The 20,230-nt window shown below is 62.4% G+C and carries 21 protein-coding genes; 6 read left to right on the top strand and 15 right to left on the bottom strand.

Annotated elements, in window-relative coordinates:
* The first annotated feature begins 93 nt into the window (after positions 1-93).
* From ACW9UO_RS06590 to ACW9UO_RS06575, 4 genes are all read left to right on the top strand, one after another.
* On the top strand, positions 94-1,389 hold the full coding sequence (locus tag ACW9UO_RS06590; RefSeq protein ID WP_457088171.1) for a TolC family protein: 1,296 nt from the start codon (positions 94-96) through the stop codon (positions 1,387-1,389).
* 29 nt (positions 1,390-1,418) lie between these two features.
* Positions 1,419-3,608 (top strand): ATP-binding cassette domain-containing protein, encoded by a 2,190-nt coding sequence (locus tag ACW9UO_RS06585; RefSeq protein ID WP_457088613.1) that lies wholly within the window; start codon positions 1,419-1,421, stop codon positions 3,606-3,608.
* Positions 3,605-4,792: an HlyD family type I secretion periplasmic adaptor subunit gene (locus ACW9UO_RS06580; RefSeq protein WP_457088170.1), complete on the top strand. Its 1,188-nt coding sequence runs from the start codon at positions 3,605-3,607 to the stop codon at positions 4,790-4,792. Before ACW9UO_RS06585 ends, ACW9UO_RS06580 begins: the two co-directional genes overlap by 4 nt.
* A 241-nt stretch (positions 4,793-5,033) precedes the next feature.
* Entirely contained in the window at positions 5,034-5,522 is a 489-nt protein-coding gene (locus ACW9UO_RS06575; RefSeq protein WP_457088169.1) for an alkylphosphonate utilization protein, read from the top strand.
* Positions 5,523-5,630: 108 nt separating this feature from the next.
* Here the strand turns inward: ACW9UO_RS06575 and dtd are convergent, their stop codons facing one another.
* From dtd to ACW9UO_RS06525, 10 genes are all read right to left on the bottom strand, one after another.
* Positions 5,631-6,074, bottom strand: coding sequence for a D-aminoacyl-tRNA deacylase (dtd, locus tag ACW9UO_RS06570; protein WP_457088168.1), 444 nt, complete (start codon positions 6,072-6,074; stop codon positions 5,631-5,633).
* Positions 6,071-6,982: a carbohydrate kinase family protein gene (locus tag ACW9UO_RS06565; protein ID WP_457088167.1), complete on the bottom strand. Its 912-nt coding sequence runs from the start codon at positions 6,980-6,982 to the stop codon at positions 6,071-6,073. Before ACW9UO_RS06565 ends, dtd begins: the two co-directional genes overlap by 4 nt.
* Positions 6,983-7,261: 279 nt before the next feature.
* Complete coding sequence (locus ACW9UO_RS06560; RefSeq protein ID WP_457088166.1) at positions 7,262-8,389, bottom strand: TFIIB-type zinc ribbon-containing protein; 1,128 nt, start codon at positions 8,387-8,389, stop codon at positions 7,262-7,264.
* A gap of 136 nt (positions 8,390-8,525) precedes the next feature.
* The gene (locus ACW9UO_RS06555) at positions 8,526-9,668 is read right to left on the bottom strand and encodes an SPFH domain-containing protein (protein ID WP_457088165.1); all 1,143 of its coding nucleotides are present in this window, start codon (positions 9,666-9,668) and stop codon (positions 8,526-8,528) included.
* A 30-nt stretch (positions 9,669-9,698) separates the two neighbouring features.
* Positions 9,699-10,652 carry a DUF2927 domain-containing protein gene (locus tag ACW9UO_RS06550; RefSeq protein WP_457088164.1) on the bottom strand — a complete coding sequence of 318 codons (954 nt, stop codon included), beginning with the start codon at positions 10,650-10,652 and terminating at the stop codon, positions 9,699-9,701.
* Positions 10,653-10,656: 4 nt separating this feature from the next.
* Positions 10,657-11,856 (bottom strand): toxic anion resistance protein, encoded by a 1,200-nt coding sequence (locus ACW9UO_RS06545; RefSeq protein WP_457088163.1) that lies wholly within the window; start codon positions 11,854-11,856, stop codon positions 10,657-10,659.
* Between the two features lie 33 nt (positions 11,857-11,889).
* Positions 11,890-12,783 (bottom strand): 5-bromo-4-chloroindolyl phosphate hydrolysis family protein, encoded by an 894-nt coding sequence (locus ACW9UO_RS06540; protein ID WP_457088162.1) that lies wholly within the window; start codon positions 12,781-12,783, stop codon positions 11,890-11,892.
* Positions 12,783-12,971: a hypothetical protein gene (locus ACW9UO_RS06535; RefSeq protein WP_457088161.1), complete on the bottom strand. Its 189-nt coding sequence runs from the start codon at positions 12,969-12,971 to the stop codon at positions 12,783-12,785. Before ACW9UO_RS06535 ends, ACW9UO_RS06540 begins: the two co-directional genes overlap by 1 nt.
* Positions 12,972-13,023: 52 nt before the next feature.
* On the bottom strand, positions 13,024-13,842 hold the full coding sequence (locus tag ACW9UO_RS06530) for a TerC family protein (protein WP_457088160.1): 819 nt from the start codon (positions 13,840-13,842) through the stop codon (positions 13,024-13,026).
* Between the two features lie 96 nt (positions 13,843-13,938).
* Positions 13,939-14,724, bottom strand: coding sequence for a pseudouridine synthase (locus ACW9UO_RS06525; protein ID WP_457088159.1), 786 nt, complete (start codon positions 14,722-14,724; stop codon positions 13,939-13,941).
* Positions 14,725-14,950: 226 nt separating this feature from the next.
* On the opposite strand from ACW9UO_RS06525, the gene ACW9UO_RS06520 reads away from it, so the two are divergent.
* On the top strand, positions 14,951-15,400 hold the full coding sequence (locus ACW9UO_RS06520) for a nucleoside deaminase (protein WP_457088158.1): 450 nt from the start codon (positions 14,951-14,953) through the stop codon (positions 15,398-15,400).
* Positions 15,397-15,945: a pseudouridine synthase gene (locus tag ACW9UO_RS06515; RefSeq protein ID WP_457088157.1), complete on the top strand. Its 549-nt coding sequence runs from the start codon at positions 15,397-15,399 to the stop codon at positions 15,943-15,945. Before ACW9UO_RS06520 ends, ACW9UO_RS06515 begins: the two co-directional genes overlap by 4 nt.
* Positions 15,946-16,002: 57 nt before the next feature.
* On the opposite strand, the gene ACW9UO_RS06510 is transcribed toward ACW9UO_RS06515, so the two are convergent.
* The 5 genes from ACW9UO_RS06510 to clpS form a co-directional block, all read right to left on the bottom strand.
* Complete coding sequence (locus ACW9UO_RS06510; protein ID WP_457088156.1) at positions 16,003-16,911, bottom strand: AEC family transporter; 909 nt, start codon at positions 16,909-16,911, stop codon at positions 16,003-16,005.
* 6 nt (positions 16,912-16,917) lie between these two features.
* Positions 16,918-17,811 carry an oxygen-dependent coproporphyrinogen oxidase gene (hemF, locus tag ACW9UO_RS06505; protein WP_457088155.1) on the bottom strand — a complete coding sequence of 298 codons (894 nt, stop codon included), beginning with the start codon at positions 17,809-17,811 and terminating at the stop codon, positions 16,918-16,920.
* Between the two features lie 121 nt (positions 17,812-17,932).
* On the bottom strand, positions 17,933-18,733 hold the full coding sequence (locus ACW9UO_RS06500) for an SDR family NAD(P)-dependent oxidoreductase (protein WP_457088154.1): 801 nt from the start codon (positions 18,731-18,733) through the stop codon (positions 17,933-17,935).
* Positions 18,734-18,772: 39 nt separating this feature from the next.
* A complete protein-coding gene (locus tag ACW9UO_RS06495; protein WP_457088153.1) occupies positions 18,773-19,747 on the bottom strand; it encodes a class I SAM-dependent methyltransferase in 975 nt (324 codons plus the stop codon).
* 21 nt (positions 19,748-19,768) lie between these two features.
* Positions 19,769-20,122, bottom strand: coding sequence for an ATP-dependent Clp protease adapter ClpS (gene clpS, locus ACW9UO_RS06490; RefSeq protein WP_457088152.1), 354 nt, complete (start codon positions 20,120-20,122; stop codon positions 19,769-19,771).
* Between the last annotated feature and the right edge of the window lie 108 nt (positions 20,123-20,230).

Here is a 20,230-nt window from a genome sequence, read left to right as displayed (position 1 = left end):
TTGGCTGTGGCGTCCCTGACACCAATAACAAGCGCGAAAGGCAGTGCGCGGATGCGGCGGATCGAGACGAGGGGGAAACGTGTGGTGGGGCTTATGCCCTGTGTACTGTTGCTGACCGGGTGTATGGCGGGCGGCGATGGCACCGGCAATGCAGTCACACGTTTTATGCAGGCCGAACCGGCGGCCGACAGCAAGGCGGCGAGCACCGAGCAGGCGGCGATGAAGCGCGGTGAGGCCTCGGCCATCATCGCAACGCTGCAATCCCGACGGTCGATCCTGGAACCGAAATCTCCTTATGGCGCGGTGGCTGATGCGGTCATGGCGTCTTCGGCACGTTCCGCCGAGGCAGAACTGCGGGCCGCGCGGCTGCGCGCACAGGCGGCGTCAAAGAACTGGTTGCCAAGCATCGGGCCGAACATCTCGCTCAACTCCTTGGGCGAGCTGGTGACATCGCTGCTGGTCGAGCAGGTGCTGTATGACAACGGCCGCAAGAAGGCCGAGCGCGATTATGCCGCCCATGATGTGGAATTTTCCGCCGTCAGCCTGTCGGAAGACAGCAACGCCCGCGTGCATGACGCGCTGTCGCTGTATCTGTCGGGCGAAGAGGGGCGCGAGCAGGTCTCTGTTTCGGACCGGTCGCTGGCCGATATGGGGCATTTCGAATGGGTGATGAACGAACGGGTCAAAGGCGGCGTTTCGGACCGCTCTGACCTTAACATCATTCAACAAAAGCTGGCCGAGATCCGGGCCGAGCGTGACTCGGCGCAGGGTGATGCCCGTGCCGCTTTGGCAGAGCTGGCGGCGATGGCCGGAACCTCGCTTGACCATCAGCGCGGCGTGCCGGCGATGCATGTCGATGCGGGCCGCTCACAGCCGCTCGAAGTGCTCCGCGCCGAGGCAGACCGGGACCGCACCATTGCCGAGGCCAAGATTGCCCGCGCCGGTCATCTGCCGGGGCTGAAAGCCAGTGGCACGGTGACGGGGGACGGAGCGGACTATGGCCTGTCGGTCGCCGCTGATCAGCTGTTGGGTCTGGGCACCGGGGCCAGCCTCAAGGCGATTGACGCCGCGCGCGAAGCGGCGCAGCGCAAGGTGACACAGGCTGATGAGGATGCCCGCCGCAAGATGGCCGCCCTGCGCCAACGCGAAAATGCGCTGGCGAAACAGTTGGTTGAGGCGAACAAGCTGGCGCGGCAGGCCAAGCGCAACCTTGATCTGTTTCAGGCGCAGTACAAAGGCGGGGCGCGGCAGGTGATGGATGTGGTCGGGGTGTATGAAACCTGGGCCAAGCAATCCAAGACCGCGATTTCCCTGAAATATGATCTGGCGCGGGTGCAGATTGCCCTCGCGCGCGACTATGGGCTTTTGGCTGACGGGCGGTCGATTTGACGGCCTGGCTGAAATCCGTGGCCCCGCGCATGGCGGGCAAACCCGAATTGCGGCCGGTCGAGGACTCGGAACCCCGCGCCACGCTGGCACCGGAACCGTCGCGCCGCGATGCCCGGATCAAGACCCGCGCGGCTTTGGCCAAGACCTATGTTGGCCTGCTGGGCCGCGAGGTGTTGGCACGCGATATCGAAACCAGCCTGCGCGAAAACGCCGGAGCCGAGGGCGAGATTGACGCCAGCGCGTTGGCCGATGCCTTGGCCGCGACCGGGCTGTTGGCGGTTGTCGCGCCGACGACGAAGTTTGACGCATCGCTTTGGCCTGCGATGGCCGAGATGACATCGGGGCAATGGGTGCTGGTGCTGGGGCAGGAGGCCGGGCACCTCAGCGTGTTTGACGCCAGCTGTCCGGGCAATCGCACCTCGGTGCCGCTGGCCGAGTTCACGCCGTATTTCACCGGTCATCTGGTGCGCGCGGAAGCGCCGCTCGAGGATGTGGCGGCGAGCCACGCCACCGGGCAGGGCCGCAGCCATTGGTTCTGGAGCCAATTCCCCAAATTCTCGCGCTATTTCGCCGAAGTGGCGCTTGGCTCGCTGGTGGCGAACCTGCTGGCCGTCGCGGTGGCGCTATTTTCCTTGCAGGTTTACGACCGGGTGATCCCGCACCAAAGCGAGGCCACGCTCTGGGTGCTGGCGGGCGGCGCGATGCTGGCGCTGGTGCTGGAAGCGGCGCTGAAACTGGCGCGGGCGCGGTTGATTGACGGCGCCGGGCGGCAGATCGAGCTGAACGTGCAGACGCTGTTGATGAACCGGGTGCTGGGCATGCGCTCGGATTTGCCGGGGCGCTCGCCGTCGCAGTTGTTTGCCTCGATGCGGGAATTTTCCTCGGTGCGCGAGTTCTTTACCGCCTCGACCGTGGGCACCGTGGCCGACATTCCGTTTGTCTTTGTGTTCCTGTTTCTGGTGGCTTCGATCGCAGGCAATGTGGTTTGGGTGCTGGTGCTCGGCGGCGCGCTGATGGTGCTGCCGTCGGTGTTCTTGCAGCGCAAAATGATCCGGCTGACCAAGGAAATGCAGGGGGCGTCGACGAAATCGTCGCGGCTGTTGCATGAGGCGGTGTCGGAGCTCGATACCGTCAAAACGCAGCGCGGCGAAGACCGGTTTCGCCGGCTTTGGGCCGAGCTGACCGCGCTGCAATCGCTGAAATCCTCGGACCAGCGCAGGCTGGCCTCGGCGCTGACGTTCTGGAGCCAAGGGGTGCAGCAGGCGACCTATGTCAGTGCGGTGATTGCCGGGACGTACCTTGTTTTCAAAGGCGAATTTACCGTTGGGTCGATTATCGCCACCGGTATTCTGACCGGGCGGACCTTGGCCCCGCTGACGCAATTGGCGGCCACTATGGCACGTTGGGGCAATGTGCGCGCAGCACTGGATGGGCTGGACGGCGTGGCCGAAGCGCCGCAGGACGAAGACCCTGCGCGCAGCTATCTGCGGCGCGAAAGTTTCGCCGGCGGCTATGAAATTCGCGAGCTGACCTATCGCTATGACGAGGATGCGCCAGCGGTGCTCGACATTCCCGGTATTGGCATCACGCCGGGGCAAAAGATCGCCATTCTCGGGGCCAATGGCTCGGGTAAATCGACGCTGTTGAAGTTGTTGACCGGGCTGTACGCGCCTACGACGGGGCGTATCCTGCTTGATGGCACCGATATGGGGCAAATCGCGCCGCGCGATATCCGCCGCTCGGTTGGGTATTTGGGGCAGGAGGTGCGGCTGTTTTCGGGCTCGCTGCGCGACAACCTTAACCTTAACCTGCTTGAGCAGGATGACGACCGGCTGTTCGAGGCGCTGGACTTTGCGGGGCTTGGGCAATTCGTGAAAACCCATCCCAAGGGGCTGGATCTTGAGATCCGTGATGGCGGGGCCGGGCTGTCGATTGGCCAGCGGCAAAGCATCGGCTGGGCGCGGCTTTGGCTGCAGGATCCGGTGATCTGTCTGCTGGATGAACCGACGGCGGCGCTGGACCAAACGCTGGAGAAGACGTTGATTTCACGGCTGGAAAGCTGGCTTGACGGGCGGACGGCGTTGATTGCCACCCACCGCGTTCCGATCCTGTCGCTGGCGACGCGGGCGATGGTGTTGCAGAACGGGCGGCTGGCGGTGGACGGGCCGCGCGACAAGGTGCTGGAGCATCTTACCAACGCACGGGAGGTCCGCGGATGAGCGCGACATCGACGCAATTGGCGGGGCAAATGCAGGCGCGGCTGCGGGGGCCATCGCTGACGATCTGGCTTTGTGCGATCACGGTCTGGGCCTTTATCCTTTGGGCGGCGTTTGCCTGGATCGATGAGATTGTGCGCGCGGACGGGGCGTTTATCTCGTCATCGCGGCCGCAGATCATTCAAAACCTCGAAGGCGGGATTTTGGCGGAGCTGATGGTGCGCGAAGGCGATGTGGTGATGCAGGGCGATATGCTGGCCCGGTTGCACACGACGCAGTTTCAAACCTCGGTGGACGATCTGGAGGATCAGATCGCGGCGCTGGAAATCCGCCGCATCCGTATCGAGGCCGAGCTGGCCGGAGCGGATGATTTCAATGTGCCGGTGGTGCTGGGGGTGCGGTTGCCAGAGATGGTGGCCTCGGAGCGCGCGCTTTTGGTAGCGCGGCAAACCGATTACGTCAGCCGCAAGACGGGCGCGAAACATGTGATGGATCAGGCGGCAAGCGAGCTGCGGCTGATGGAGAACATGCTGGCCAAAGAGGTGGTGGCGTTGATCGAGGTGACGCGGGCGCGCAAGGCCCATGCCGACGCCAAGATCCGCTATGACGAGGTCGTGACGCAGACCGATCTGCAACGCGCCGAGGAATATTCCGAGACGCTCAAAGAGCTGGCGACGCTGAAGCAGAACCTCAAATCCAGTCTCGATCAGCTCAACCGGACAATCCTGCGCTCGCCGATGCACGGGGTGGTGAACAACCTGAACGTGACGACAATTGGCGGCGTGGTGCGGCCGGGCGAAGAGATTTTGCAGATCATTCCGATGGATGAAGAGCTGTTTGTCGAGGCGCAGGTGCGGCCCGAGGACATTGCCAACATTCGCCGGGGGCAGGAGGCGACGATCAAGCTATCCGCCTATGATTACACGATTTATGGCACATTGAAGGGGCGGGTGGATTTCATCTCCGCCGATACCTTCAAGGATGAACGGGTGCGCGAGGCCGAGCAGAACCCGCATTACCGGGTGACGCTTCGGGTGGATATGGCGAGCCTGACCGACCGGCAGGCCCAGATCGAAATTCGCCCCGGCATGCAGGCGCAGGTGGAATTGCACACCGGCGAGCGCACGGTTTTGCAGTACCTGATGAAGCCACTCTACAAGAGCCGTGAGGCGCTTCGGGAAGGCTGAGGTTTTCACAAGGAGCGCCCTGTGGGCGCGCCGGTTTTTGGCGGTTGCGGCGCGGTGAGCCCGGAATTTCGGCGGCGGCTCTGGTGGCGGACGCGGGATATGCGTAGTTACAGCGTTACGCGAAAAACCTGAATCACCTAACACTGCCTGAAATCAAAGATTTCAACGCATTAGGTGATGTTTGTTGTTTTAGGTAATTCGCGTAACGCTTTAGAACGAGAAGAAGCCCCGGAGGACATCGATGACTTGTGAGCTGTGTGGAGCGCCTGAGGCGGTAGAAGAAGGCGCGGTTGCGCTGTGTGGCGTTTGCGGTGCGGGTGTGGCTGGTGTGGTTGAGGATGGGCCGCATTGGCAGTGTCTGCATGGCGCGGTTTGGTCGGAGAACCCTGCTGCGAAATTGGCGGCGGCGCAGATCCTGATCAGGTTGGAGGCGCCTTGGGCCGAGGATGTGCTGGCCAGTGGCGCGCTGGAGGACGATCTGGTTGAGGCGGCGCGCGTGGGTTTGGCGCTTGATGTGGTACATCGCGACGCCAATGGGGTGGTGTTGAGCGCCGGGGATACCGTGGTTTTGGTGAAGGATCTGCCGGTTAAAGGCGCGGGGTTCACGGCCAAGCGGGGCACGGCGGTGCGTGGGATTTCGCTGGTGGCGGAGAATGCGGGCCATATCGAGGGCCGGGTGGACGGCCAGCGGATTGTGATCCTTACGGAATTTGTCAAACGGCAGGGGTAGGGGGCTTTGGGCGTTACGCGCCTTCCCTGAGACAACGAGCCTCACCTAATGCGTTGAAATCATTGATTTCAGGCAGTGTTGGGTGCGTCAGGTTTTGCGCGTCACGCTCTAGGCCTCGGTGTCGAGCCAGATGGTGATTGGGCCGTCGTTGGTGAGGCTGACCTTCATGTCGGCGCCGAACTGGCCGGTTTGGGTGGCGATGTTCTGGCTGCGCAGGGCCTCGGCGAAGGCGAGGTAGAGCGCTTCGCCGGTTTCAGGCGGGGCGGCGGCGGAAAAGCCGGGGCGGTTGCCGCGGCTTGTGTCCGCGGCCAGCGTGAACTGGCTGATCACCAGCGCCTCGCCGTTGATGTCGGTGATTGCGCGGTTCATCTTGCCGTTTTCGTCCGGGAAGATGCGCAGGCGGGCGGCCTTGGTGGCGAGCTTTGTCGCCTCGGCCTCGGTGTCGCCCTGCATCGCGCAGATCAGGATCAACAGGCCGGGGCCGCAGTGGCCGATGACAGTGCCATCGACCCGGACTGCGGCCTCGGATACCCGTTGCAGCAGCGCTCTCACGACAGTTCGTGCGCCCAGGGTGGGTTGGCACCGGCGCGGCTGACAGTGACGGCGGCGGCGCGCATGCCAAGCTCGATCGCGGGGCGGATGTCTTCGAGCGAGGCTTGCTTGAAGGCGTCTTTGAAGCCAATGCCCTGTTGGTGCAGACCGGCCAGCATGCCAGCGTTGAAGGTATCACCCGCGCCGACGGTATCGACCACCTCGACCTTGACGGTGGGCAGATCGAGCGTGCCGGTGGCGTTTTGCGCCAGCACGCCGTCGCCGCCTCGGGTCATCAGCACCAGACCGGCGCCTTTGTCGACCAGGGATTGCGGGTCGGGGCTGCCGGTGATCCAGCCGAGATCCTCGTCCGAAACCTTGACCACATCGGCCAGCGCCAGAAGCCGGTCGAGGCGGGCGCGGTAGCGGGCTTCGTCTTTGATGAAGCTGGGGCGAATGTTGGGGTCGAGCATGATCAGGCGTTTGCCCGCCTCACGTTCGGCCAGCGCGGTGTAGGTGTCGGCGCAGGGCTCGCTGACCAAGCTGATGCCGCCAAAGAACAGCGTCGACAGTTGGTCGGGGAGATCGGGCAGATCAGCCTCGGAGAGCATCCGGCCAGCGGTGTTTTCATCGTAGAACGAATAGCTCGCCTGGCCATCGGTCAGGGTGACAAAGGCCAGCGTGGTTGGCCGGTCGCTGCGCGGGCAGTGATGGGTTTCGACGTTGGAGGCGGCGAGCTCGTCTTCGAGCAGGCGACCGAAGAGATCATGGCTTAGACCGCCGAAGAATCCGGTGGGAACGCGCAGCCGGCTCAGGGCGATGGCAGTGTTGAAAACCGCGCCGCCGGTGTGGGGGGCAAAAGCCGTCTCACCCCGGGTCGATTCGCGCGGCAACATGTCGATCAGCGATTCTCCGCAGCAGAGGATCATAGCGTATTCCCGTTTTTGAGATTAAAATGTTGGCGCTAACATGACGGATTCTCGGATTTGGCGCAAGTGTTAGGGCAAACTGAGGCAACATGTCTCGGGGGAATGCGGTATTTCCTTATCGCTCTATGCCATAATCGCGTCACCGAAGTCGGTGCCAATTGCGTGGGTAATGGGAGCAGATTGGCCCGTTATGTCAACCTTTGAGGGGACCAAGCTTGCATCCTCTCGTAAGAGAACATGCCTTCGGTGATGGCTGACGTGCCTGGGAGGTGCGTCAGCCTACCGTTGTGACATCGCCCAGAAATATCCGACAATGCCGGCGACGATCAGCCCGAGGATCACCGTGATTGTGATCTTGATGGCCGACCACGGGCGTTCGCCCTGGACCCGGCCTGTGCGGCCGTTGACCACAAAGCGATAGGTCTTGCCCCGGTATTTGTACGCGGCAAGCCAGACCGGCAGCAGGATGTGTTTGAAGGTGACATCGCGCACGGTGGTGTCGATGTCGTGGATGCGCTGGCGGTCGCCGCCGATGTCGAATTTCACGTCGCGCTGGATCATGCGGTCCATATGGGCGCGGGCCTCGGCAAAGCCTTCGCTGAGTTCAACCGCATAGCCCTCGGCGCGGAAACCGGCAAGGAATTCGGGGCGATAGGGCTCAAGCGCGGCCAGATCCCAAGGTTCCAGCGCGTCGGTGTAGCGTTTGGGAAGCGAGCGCGAGGCCAGTACCAGCACATCGTCAAAGAAGCGCGCGACCCGGCCGGAGACGCTGCGCCAGCGTACCTTGGCGACCCGCTGGGTGACACGTTTGCCATCGCGGGTGACGGTGCGATTTTCGTAATAAACGGTGCCGCGTTCGCCGCGATAGGCGCTTTTGGTGTCGGCGTCAAAGGTCCAGTAGGGGACGTATATGCCGTCCATCTTGCGGCCCTTGCGGGAATATTCCTGAAGCCCGTTTGGCGCGAACCACAGTTTGCCGAGCCAATCTGTCATTGCCTTGTGGGCCTGACGTTCCTCAAGCGCGAAGGGCAGCAGGCCGCGCGGTTTGATATGGCGGTGCAGGCCGGTGTCGATCACCACCGGCGTGGCGCAGAACGGGCATTCGCGGGCGTGGATCTGGGCGTCGAATTCGACCTCGGCGCCACAGTTCGGGCATTTGGAGACGCGGGTTTCCTCGATCTCTTCTTGCGGCAGTTTTTCCGCGAGGGCGGTTTGGAAGTCCAGCTCTCGGAGGGCGGCACCGCCCCAGGGACCGGCCCCGATTTCGTCGGTGTTTCCGCAGTGATCACACTTCAGCCCGCCCGTTCCCGGATCAAAGCGCATGTCGGCCCCGCAGACATCGCAGGGGAACCTGTGTTCGTCTTTGGGGGCGTCTGGGGCAGGGGGGGGCGTGAAGGTGTCGGTCATGGGACGTTGCCTTTTTCGGGTGTTCGGAGGGGAGGCGCCGTTGGGGGTGGGGGGCGCTGCCCCCCCGTACTGCTTCCCCGTCTGCGTCCTCCCCCCGAGGTATTTTTGAACAGAAGAAGCCGGGGGCGTTTTGCTGTTACATGCCGGGGGGCGGTGGGGGCAGGATGGTGAAGAGTTGCGCCAGTTCCTGGACGTCTTCGGCCCGCTTCCAGCCGTCTTGCCCGGCGGTCCAGACATAGGTTTCACGAGTGATTTCGCCGCTGGTGGCCATGCGGCCCAGTTTGGCCTTGGAGAAGGGGCCGGTGGTTTGGCCGTTCTCGGCGATGTGCCAGACATGCTCGACCGGAGGTGGGGGCGGGGCGGCGTGGGTGGCCTGCTGGGCGGGTTGCGCGCCCCAGGGGCCTTGGTTGCCCATCTGGCCGCCCATGTTACCGGACATCTGGTTGGCCATCGCCATGCCCATCCCCATGCCGAGGCCTGCGCCCATGCCGCCGCCGCCGTTTGGATTAGAGGCGGCTTTGGTCATGGCTTCGGCGGCGGAATACTGGGTGAATTTGCCCAGATCGCCTGCGAGGCCCATCGAGGTGCGTTTGTCGAGCGCCTGTTCGACCGCGGGGGGCAGGGAGACATTTTCGATATAGAATTCAGGGATAACAAGGCCGTAGCCCGCAATGATCTGGCTGATTTCGGCGGCAATCATCTTGCCCAGATCGGCGGTGTTGGCGGCCATGTCGAGCACCGGGATGCCGGAGCCAGCGATCACGCGCGAGAATTCTTGCACGATGATGTTACGAATTTGGTAAGAAATTTCGTCCATGGTGAATTCACCGTCGGTGCCGACTATTTCGGTCATGAACAGCGCGGGGTCTTTGATGCGCACGGTGTAGGTGCCAAAGGCCCGGATGCGCGTTGGGCCAAACTCGGGGTCGCGCAGCATGATCGGGTTCTTGGTGCCCCATTTCAGATCGTTGAAACGGGTGGTGTTGACGAAATAGATCTCGGATTTGAACGGGCTTTTGAAGCCGTGATCCCAATGTTGCAGGCTCGTCATGATCGGCATGTTGTTGGTCTCGAGCATGTAGAGACCGGGGGTGAAGACATCGGCCAGTTGGCCTTCGTGCACGAACACCGCTGCCTGTCCTTCGCGGACTGTCAGCTTGGCACCGTATTTGATTTCGTGGCCTTCGCGCTCGAACCGCCAGACCATGGTATCGCGGCTGTCATCCACCCAATGAATGACGTCGATGAATTGTCCGCTGAGAAAATCGAAAATACCCATCGGGCGTGTCTCCCTTACTGAACCTTGGCCCTAGCTGGGCCCGCCGAGCATTTCGTCGGCAAGTGTTTCGACAATCGGTTTGGCCTCGTTCCACGACATGCCCGCCGTCAGACGCCGGTCGTAGAGCATCTTGAGCAGCAATTCGTCATGTGTGGTCAGCAGGGCAAATTCGTCATCGTCGTTAAAGATCGAAGGCCGCGCGCGCGGGCTGTCGTTGGCAAGGCCGAGGCCCTGCGCCAGTTCCTCGTGGACGCAGCTTTTGCGCAAAAGCGAGGGGTGCTCGGCGCGGATCAAGGCGATGGCCTTGGCGTATTCATGGCCGCCCGGTTCGCTGGAAAAGGCGATGACAAGGCAATGGATGGCGCGCGGCAGATCGCGGAAAATGTTGAGCGCGTTTTCGTTGATATTGGGTACGAGTTGCTTGATCCGGTCGGGCAGGACATCGCCGTCATCCTCGGACATATAGAGGACGTGATAGTTGGGATTGTTGTCCGTCACGGTGATTGGGTGGCCCGAGATGCGCGCCAGCCGGGCGGCATAGCGTTTGACCTCGCCGCGGTCGATCGCCTTTTGCGCGTCGGTCACAGTGCTGCCGAACTCGACCGTCACGCGCACCGGCTGCGACCAGCGTTTGAGGCGGCTTTCGCCCCCGCGCGCGGCCTGAAGCCCGCCGCCGCGCAGGTATTCATCGTAAAACGCGATGCGCTCGAAGTTCTCGATCAGCATGCGGCGGCTGAACTGGGTGTCGGGCCCGCCGCCACCGGTGCGCAGCAGCCCCTGAGCCACCAGCTCGCTTTCGACGCGGGTGTAATAGGCGGCAAGGCGCAGGCTGTCTTCGGACGGTGCCTTGGTTTGGATCACAGGTTTGGGGGCGGGCTGCGCCGGGCGTTCGGGCGGAACGGGCACAGGATCGACCGGCACCGCGCAGGCGGACAGCGCCAGCGCGCTGCCCATGATCACGGCAAAGGTCCGCAAACCGCCCATCGCGTCAGGCCGCCGGAACGGCGGTGCCGGCGGTATCGCCAAGCCCGGTCTTTTTCGCCTTGGCCGAGGCCAGCGTATCGCGCAGCTCTTTTTCCATCCGCTTAAGCTCTTCTTCGGCGGCGGCGCGGCGCGCTTTGCCTTCGTCGGCGATTTGAAGGCTTTCCTGAATGGTGCCGATCAGATCGGCGTTGGCCTGTTTGACCGCTTCGATGTCGAACACGCCGCGCTCCATTTCCTGACGTATCACCTTGTTGCTGTCGCGCAGGTTCTTGGCGTTGGCGGTCAGCAATTCGTTGGTCAGGTCATTGGCGTCACGCACTGCGATTGCGGCCTCGGCCGAGCGTTGGATGGTGACGGCCTGCGCCAGTTGGGTTTCCCAAAGCGGCACGGTGTTGACCAGCGTCGAGTTGATTTTCGTCACCAGCGATTTGTCGTTTTCCTGTACCAGACGGATCGAGGGCAGCGATTGCATCGTCACCTGACGGGTCAGTTTGAGGTCATGCACCCGGCGCTCAAGATCGTCACGCGCGGCGCGCAGATCGCGCAATTCCTGCGCTTTCATCACCTGCTGATCCTCGGCCACGGCTTTGACCTCGGCCTCTTTCGCCGGAATGTCCTGCGAGTCGAGCTCTTTCAGCTTTTCCTCACCGGCGGCGATATACAGCGCCAGCTCGTCGTAGAAATTGAGCGTCTTTTCGTACAGCATATCAAGCGATTTGATGTCTTTGAGCAGCTTGTGCTCATGCGTCAATAGATTGTCGGTGACACGGTCGATCTGGCCCTGCACCTCTTCAAAACGCGCGGTGAACTTGGCAAACGGCGCGGCGCGGCCGAGCAGTTTTTCCCACCACGACCGGTCGCGGCGCACATCAAGCTCGTTGACGGAAAAGCCGCGGATGGTGGTGACAATACTGCGCAGGCTGTCGCCAGCGGGGCCGACATCCTTGTTGCGCACGTCCTGCAGCATCGCTTGGCTGATTTCCTGCAATTCCGCTTGGGCGGCCGAGCCGAACGAGACGATGGAATTGGTATCGTCCATGTCGATTTCGTCCATCCGCTGGCGGATTTCGCCACCCACCACCGGATCGGCCTGTTCCAACGACACAATTGCGTTGGCATCAACTGGTTCGGGCAGAACCATCGCACTTACTTGTTCAACCATTGCCAAATCCTGTTCGGCTCTCTCACGTACATTTTGCGACATGGGTTTCCCTTCCCCGTAAATACCGGTGTCGGCTCAGTCGAGCCGCACCCCTTCGCGCTGCAGCCTGTCGCGCAGCACGTCAATTTCAACTGTCAGATCGGTGTTGCTGTCGTCCAAAAGCTTGCGCGTTTTGGCAGCGTAATTCTCTTCTAGATCGGTCAGCAACATCAGATAATCCGATTTCGCCCCGGCATCGCGATTGCGGGCATAGATATCGGCAAACTTGATCGTCGCGTCGCGTGCCCCCATCAGATAAACACCGAGAAACTTGCGCGAGGCGGTGAGGTCGCGCGGGTCTTCCTCGACCGTGCGCAGCATGTCGCGCACCGATTGCTGAAACCGTTCAACGCGGGCCTCTAGGCGGGGGTCCTGCGCGCGGCGGATGGCGCCCATCATCGCGCTCAGATGCGCTTCGGCTTCATCAACCACGCGCGCCACACGGTCCTGTTGGAAATCGTCGATGCCCTCGAGCGATTTGTTTTTCAGCGGGTCGAGGCCGAAGGCGGTGACATGCAACGCCCCCGCAATCACGCCGTACAGCGCGCTGCCAGTGAGGCCGATGTCGTGGCTGAGACCGGCCAGCACCGTGCCGGCGCCAATCAGCAACGTGCCGAAAATCTTGCGCGGGATGGCCGGGCGGCGCGCGACCTTGCGGGCATGGTAGGCGGCTTCGGCCTTAAGCCCTTCGCGGGTGAGCCAGGCCGCCACCGTCCAGGTGCCAGCCCCGGCCAGACCCAGCGCCAGCGACTCGGGGCCCGCACCAAACGAGGTAAAGGCCAAAAGTGCGCCGGGGATGAATAACAGATTCGAGCGCGCGCCCGTGGGGCTTACCGTGATTTTGAGCGGAACAGCGTCATAGCCACCCTGAACCGGATCGCCGTCGGCCTCGCCTTTGGGGCTGTAGGTGCCACCGTATCGTTGTGCCATTACTCCGCCCCCAACCAGCCGGTCGCCACGCCCGACATCACCAAAAACAGACAGGCGTAGGCCACTTTTTGCACCCCGTTCAGCTTGCCCTTGCGGGCGGCGTTGCCGGTGGACCAGATGGCCACTGCCACGGCACCCACCGCAACGATCACCGCAGCCAATAACAGCAGCGTGACAATCCGGATCATCGGAAATACCCCTCAACTTCACAACCAAGATAGGCGATCAACCGCGCCATCGCTAGTGCCGTGCTGCAGTGCGTCGTTCCGCATTCAGCTTGCGCGTGTAGCCCGATTGCAGGATCTCGACGGCAAAAAGCACCAGAACGCTGAAGTAGAAGGTGGTTTTCGACATCGGAATGACTTCGTAGCCAAAGACCCGCAGCGCCAGCGCCTCATCATGCATCGCGTGGGCCGCCGCTTGACCGGCCTCGCCCAGAAGGACGACACCGACGATCAGCAGGATAAACAGGCCAAGCACCTCATACATCCGGTTTTTCTCAAGGAAACGCGTGACGCCGTCGGCCAGCACCAACATGGCTAGCCCCGACAGCAAGATCGCGGCGGCCAGGATCGGAAAGACATCGGTGATCGCAATCGCCGAGAGCACGGAGTCGAAGGAGAAGATCAGGTTCATCATCACGATCAGCGTAATCACCTGACCGGCCGATTTGCCGGGTTTGCCGTCAATATCTGTGTGCAGCTTCTCAATCGACAGCATGTGGCCGATTTCCTTGACCGCGGTGTAGATGATGAAAATACCGCCGATGATGAACACCAAAGTGGCAAAGTTCACGCCGCCGGTCAGGATACCCTCCCAGTTCAGGATCACGAAAGGCTCGCTCAGCCCATCGATCAGGCGGATCATCACGAACAACAGCACCACCCGAAGCGCGACGGCAATGATGATGCCCCAGAAACGCACGGCTTTCTGATGCGCCACCGGGGCGCGCTGGCTCTCGATCGAGATATAGAGCAGATTGTCAAAGCCCAAGACCGCTTGCAGAAAGCAGAGCATCAGGAGATTGCCCAGATTTTCGATCGTAAGAAGGTCGGCCATGTTGCTGAAATCCCCTTAAAAATACCGTTGTTTCTGCATAGCGCAGAGTTTCATGAAAGCACAACGACGGGCAGGGGGAAAAAGTTTCAGATAAGCTCAACCGTTACGTTTTCTCCGGGTGCGCTGAGGTTTTGGGCGGTCGGGCTTGGCCCCGTCGAGGCCAAGTTGATCGCGGATGATCTTGGCACGGATTTCTTCGACGGCCCCGGCTTTGAGTTCGCCCAATTGGAACGGACCATAAGACACGCGGATCAGGCGGTTCACGCTCAGGCCGACGCTTTCCATCGCGCGCCGGATCTCGCGGTTTTTGCCTTCGCGCAACCCGATGGTGAGCCAGGCGTTGGCGCCTTGCTGGCGGTCGATTGACACGATCATCGGCAGATAATCAGTGCCATCAACGCGCATGCCCTTGCGCAGCGGGTCGAGCAGGGCTTCCGACGGGCGGCCCTTGATGCGAACGCGGTATTTGCGCAGCCAGCCGGTCGAGGGCAGCTCGAGCCGGCGTTTGATGCCGCCATCGTTGGTCAGCAGCAAAAGCCCCTCGGAATTGAGATCGAGGCGGCCGACACTCACCACCCGTGGCATGTCTTCGGGCAGCTCGTCAAAGATCGTCGGGCGGCCTTGCTCGTCCTTGTGGGTGGTCACAAGACCGCTGGGCTTGTGATACAGCCACAGCCGTTCGGGCTCGGGGGCGTTAAGCGCCTTGCCGTCGACCTCGATCTTGTCGGCATCGGTGACGTTAAGCGCGGCGCGCGCGATGATCTCGCCGTTGACGCGCACTCGCCCGGCTTCAATCATACGTTCGGCTTCACGGCGCGAGGCGATGCCGGCCCGCGCAAGGACTTTGGCGATCCGGTCGCCTTCGGGAGTTTTCTGAACCATAACGCTGCGCATAGCCATTTTGCGCAGGTTTGGGAAGCGGACGGGGGCCGAATTGTCAACAATTCGGTGCCGATCCATTGATGGATCGGTCTTGGCCCAGTGGGCCGCGACGCGGGGAAAGACCGATCTGTCAACAGATCGGGACGATTTTGTTGACAAAATCGCTCTGCGCGCGAACCGGCGCTCGCCTCTTGCGCAAACGATGCGAAGGCGCGATGACCCCTGCATGAGGTTTCGTTCCCATATGACGGTCGCATTGGCCGAGGCCCGCGCCGCCGCCGCCCGCGGCGAGGTGCCGGTGGGCGCTGTCGTGGTGGCCCCCTCTGGCATGATCGTGGCCCAGGCCGGCAACCGCACGCGCGAATTGCACGATCCCACCGCCCATGCCGAGGTTCTGGCGATCCGCGCCGCTTGTGCCGCGCTGGGAACAGAGCGGCTGATCGGGCATGATCTCTATGTCACGCTAGAGCCCTGCGCGATCTGCGCTGGCACCATCGCCGCCGCCCGCATCGCCCGGCTGTACTACGGCGCGGCCGATCCCAAATCCGGCGGCACCGCCCATGGCGCGCGGGTGTTTGCCCATCCGCAGGCCCACCACACCCCCGAGGTCTATGACGGCATCGCCGCCGCCGAGGCCGAATCCTTGCTCAAATCGTTTTTCAAGGGACGCCGATGACCCGTCTGATCCTGCTTCACAAACCCTTCGGCGTGCTCAGCCAGTTCACCGACAAAGGCACCGAAGGCTCCACCCGGCCCACGCTGTCGGCTTATGTTGATGTGCCCGCGGTCTATCCCGCCGGGCGGCTGGATCGTGACAGCGAAGGGCTCTTGTTGCTCACCGATGATGGCCCCCTGCAACACCGCATTGCCCATCCCAACGCCAAGATGGCCAAGACATATTGGGTGCAGGTCGAAGGCCTGCCAGACGACGCCGCCCTCGACGCTCTGCGCAAGGGCGTGACGCTCAAGGACGGGCGCACAAGGCCTGCAAAGGCGCGGCTGATCAATGCGCCAAGCCCGCTGTTCCCCCGCGATCCGCCGGTGCGGTTTCGCAAATCAGTGCCCGACTGCTGGCTGGAGCTGACGATCACCGAAGGCAAGAACCGTCAGGTCCGCCGGATGACCGCCCATGTCGGCCACCCGACGCTGCGGCTGATCCGGGCACAGATCGGCGACTGGCATCTGGGCGGATTGCGCCCCGGCGAGTGGCGCGACGCCTGACCCCCGCGCGCCGAAGGGTCCGGGATGTGGGGCAAGTTTCAGCCCGACAGCCCCCAGCTAAGCCAACCAAGCCAGCGAAAACAGCGTCAGAACGCAGGTGTAGATCATCACTTGCGCAATGGCATCCGACCGTACCCCGTGCAACAGCGCCAGCGAAAAGGCCATGGCACCGGCGGGTGCCGCCGCGCCCAACAAAAACAGCGCATGCGCCGGATCATTGCCGGTCAACAGCCACAGCCCAAGGCCAACCGTCGCGGGAAAGACCACCAGCTTGATCAGGGTGAAACTCGCCGCCGCCCGGTCCAGCTTGAACGGCGTGCCCGACAGGGCCACCCCCAACGCAAACAGAGCCAGCGGGGCGGCCACCGCACCATTGAAATCGACAAAGGTCTGCACCGGGCCGGGGATCGAGACATCAGCCAGCCCAACGCCCATCCCCAGAATGATCGCCACCAGCATCGGCGTGCGCGCAATCGTGCGCAGAACGGTGCCCGGCGACACCCGGCCTTGCTCCATCAATTGCAACGCAATCATCGCGCCACCAAAGGTCACGGTTGCATCCAGCGTAATCAGGGTCGTGACCGGCAACACGTTTTCGCGGCCATAAAGCAGCACCGAAATTGGCAGCACATACAGCGCGTTATTGCCGAAGATGCCGGAAAACGCCAACAGCACCGACTCCCGTGCGCCCCGCTTGAACACCCGGTACGCCAGCCAGAAGCCGACAGCATAGATCAGCAGCTCCGCCGCGAGGTAAACCAGTGTCGGCACCGGCGCAAACGCGCGGATCGGGGCATTGGCAATCACGCCAAACAGCATGAGCGGCAAGAACACCGTCATCGCGATCCGGTTCACTAGCCGCGCTTCCGCAGCCCCCACAACGCCGAACCGGCCCATGACAAACCCAAGCGCCATGATCGCAAAAACCGGTAGGATCGGATCCTGCAAAACCGCGAGCGTGTCCACGCCCCGCTAGACCCACTTCGCCAACGGCGGCAGTGACATAAGCACCGCGTCAGCGTCATGCCCGGTGGTCAGTCCAAACTTGGTGCCACGGTCGTAAACAAGGTTGTATTCGGCATACAGCCCGCGATGGATCAGTTGCGCGTCCTTGTCCGCATCGGTGAACGCCATCCCCCGACGCTTTTCCACCAAAGGCAGATAGGCCGGAATAAAGGCACGCCCGATGTCCTGTGTCATGCGGAAATCCGCCGCCCAGTCACCGGTGTTGCGGTCATCCATGAAAATGCCGCCGACGCCGCGCGCGCGATTGCGATGTGGGATATAGAAATACTCATCCGCCCAGGCCTTCAGGCGCGGGTATTCCTCCACCCCATGCGGATCGAGATGCGCCTTCTGCACAGCGTGAAAATGCGCCGTGTCTTCATCATACTCAAGACAGGGATTAAGATCCGAACCGCCGCCAAACCACCAGGCGTGCGGCGTCCAGAACATCCGTGTGTTCATATGCACCGCCGGCGCATGCGGATTGCGCATATGCGCCACAAGGCTGATGCCAGAAGCCCAGAACCGCGGGTCTTCCTTCATGCCCGGCAGGCCTTTGCGCGCCGCCATCGCATTTTGCGCCGCCTCGCCCAACTGGCCATAGACGGTCGAGATATTGACGCCGACTTTCTCAAACACCCGGCCGCCGCGCATCACGCTCATCAGCCCGCCCCCGGCATCCGACCCGTCCTCCGAGGCGCGCTGGGTTTCTTTTACCTCGAACGCGCCCGGTGCCATGTCGGAAAACGGCCCGCTGTCGTGGCTTTGCTCCAAGGCGTCAAAGGCCGCAACAATGCCATCGCGCAGATCGCGGAACCACGCCGCTGCCTGTGCCTTTTGATCGCTGAATTCTGTCGACATGGCCTGTCCTCCTGCGCGGTCCCGGTCACTTCTTCTGTTTAGAAATACCTTCGGGGGTGAGGCCTTGGCCGAGGGGGCTGACAGCCCCCTTCACCCGCTGGCCGATTTCACGTACGCCCGCTCAATGCGCTGGCGAGGCCACGGGGTCAAGCAAGGTGCGGCCGCCGTCAACGGTCATGATCTGGCCGGTTACGAAACCAGCTCCCTCAGACGCCAGAAACTGCGCCGCTTCTGCCAGCTCCCCGGGGGCCGCGATCCGGCCCATCGGGGTGTGATCCTCGATTTCCGCGCGAAACTCGCGGTTGTCCTTCAACGCGCCTTTCAAACTGGCCGACATCACCGAGCCGAAGGCCACGGCGTTCACCCGGATTCGGCTGGGGGCCAGTGCCACCGCCAGCGAGCGGGTCATCTGATCGAGCGCTGCCGTCGACACGGAATAAGCCAAAAGCTCAGGGTGGGTGCGCCGCGCCGCGATGGACGAGACATTAACGATAGAGCCAAGCTGGCCTTCGGGCTGGTCTTCACCCTGTTTGATCATCCGGCGCGCCACCAGCTGTGACAGCCGCAAAGACGCCATAAGGTTCTGTTGCAAAAGGGTTTCAACCGATGTGTCGTCGATATCAAGCGGGTCAGACGTAAGGATCTGACGGCTGGCGTTCACCAGAATATCAACCCGGTCAAAGGCGTCGATGGTGGCCGACAGCAGGTTGGCCAAGGTCAGCCTTTCGCGCAGATCGCCGGCAAAATACCGTCTTGTGCTGTCGTCCGAGGCTTCGCCGATCTCATCCTTGAGCCGCGCCTCATCAATATCGGCAAACATCACGTTGGCACCCTTGTCGGCAAAGTGCCGCCCGATCGCCAGCCCAATCCCATTGGCGGCGCCGGTCACAATCGCAGTCTTACCTTCGATCGAGAAACCCATGTGTTGCTCCTGATTCTCTGTCTGTGAGACTAGCCAGTCTTACGGTTTGCTGCGAGTGGGACGTGTCGCCTTCAGGATCTTAAAGCGCGTGTCGCCTGCAATTTCCTCGACCTTGCCGAAGCCGGCTGCGAGCGTGGCCTCATACGGCAGATGGCGGTTGGCCACCATGACAAAGGTGCCGCCAGGGCGCAGGATGCGCCGGGCCGTGGCGATAAAGGCCTGCCCAAGTTCCGGCACCGCCTTGCGCCCTTGATGAAAGGGCGGGTTGCTGATCACCGTGTCGAACGCCAGCTTGGGCTGCCAGCGCGTGACATCGGCCCAGTGGAATCGCGCCCGTGGATCGGTCACATTATGGCGCGCACAGTCCAGCGCGCCTGCGTCGCTCTCGACCAGATGCAGCTCTTCGATCGCCGCGTTTTCAAGCGCGCGCGCAGCAAGATAACCCCAACCAGCCCCCAGATCCGCGACCAGTTTGCCCGGTTTGACCGGAAATTCCGCCGCGAGCAGTGCTGAGGCCGGGTCGATCCCATCGGCGGAAAACACGCCGGGCAGTGTGCGGAAGCCCTCAACCTCATTAGCGTCTGCGTGCCAGTCCGCAAAGGCAGGGGCCGAGGCGAACCAAAAGGCGCGCCCATGCGCTTTGGCCATTTGTCCAATGATATCAACACGGCTGCGGCAGGCTTTGAACAGGCTATCCACGCCATCCGTCTTTTGCCCGTCCACCAGAATCATCCCATCCGGGCAGGCCTTGACCGCATCCGCGATAAGCGCGCGGGCCTCGGCCTTGGCGCGCGGGGTGATCACGATGGCGGCGGCAAGCGGGCCGTCGGCCTTGGTGGTGCACTCGAATTGCGCGAGCGCGGCATGCATCGCGGCATCGCGGCTGATGATCTGCACCCGGTCACGGGGCAGGGCGCTCAGATCAGTGTCGGGGGTGGGGGCAAAGACGGCGATCCGGCCATCAGCGGGCAGCTCGGCCTCGGCCAGCGCTTGGGTCAATCGGGAAGGGGCCATGACAGTGCGGCGCGCGGGCGCCTATTCCTTTTCCATCGTGCATTGCAGCGGATGCTGATGCCTGCGGGCGAAATCCATGACCTGCGCCACTTTGGTTTCCGCGATTTCATGGCTGAACACGCCAACCACGGCGATGCCCTTTTTGTGCACGGTGAGCATGATCTCAAACGCCTGCGCGTGATTGAGGCCAAAGAACCGCTCAAGCACATGCACCACAAATTCCATCGGCGTATAATCGTCGTTCAACAACAACACCTTATACAGCGGCGGGCGCTTTGTTTTCGGACGGGTTTGCACCACGACGCCACTGTCGGGGCCGCCTTCTTTGTCTTGGGACACGACGGGCCGCGCCGCCGAAAGGGTCGATAAGGTCATATAAATCTATCGCGTCCAGCTAAAGTGCAGGTCCATTCCGGACCACTCTATATAACGCAGCGCGCGGCCGAGAAAAGAGGTCTCTGCGCCTTTATGGTCATCGGGGCC

It is taken from the genome of Marinovum sedimenti, assembly GCF_054052205.1.
Note: the sequence above shows the minus strand (reverse complement) of the source record. Positions and strands in the feature narration are given on the sequence as shown.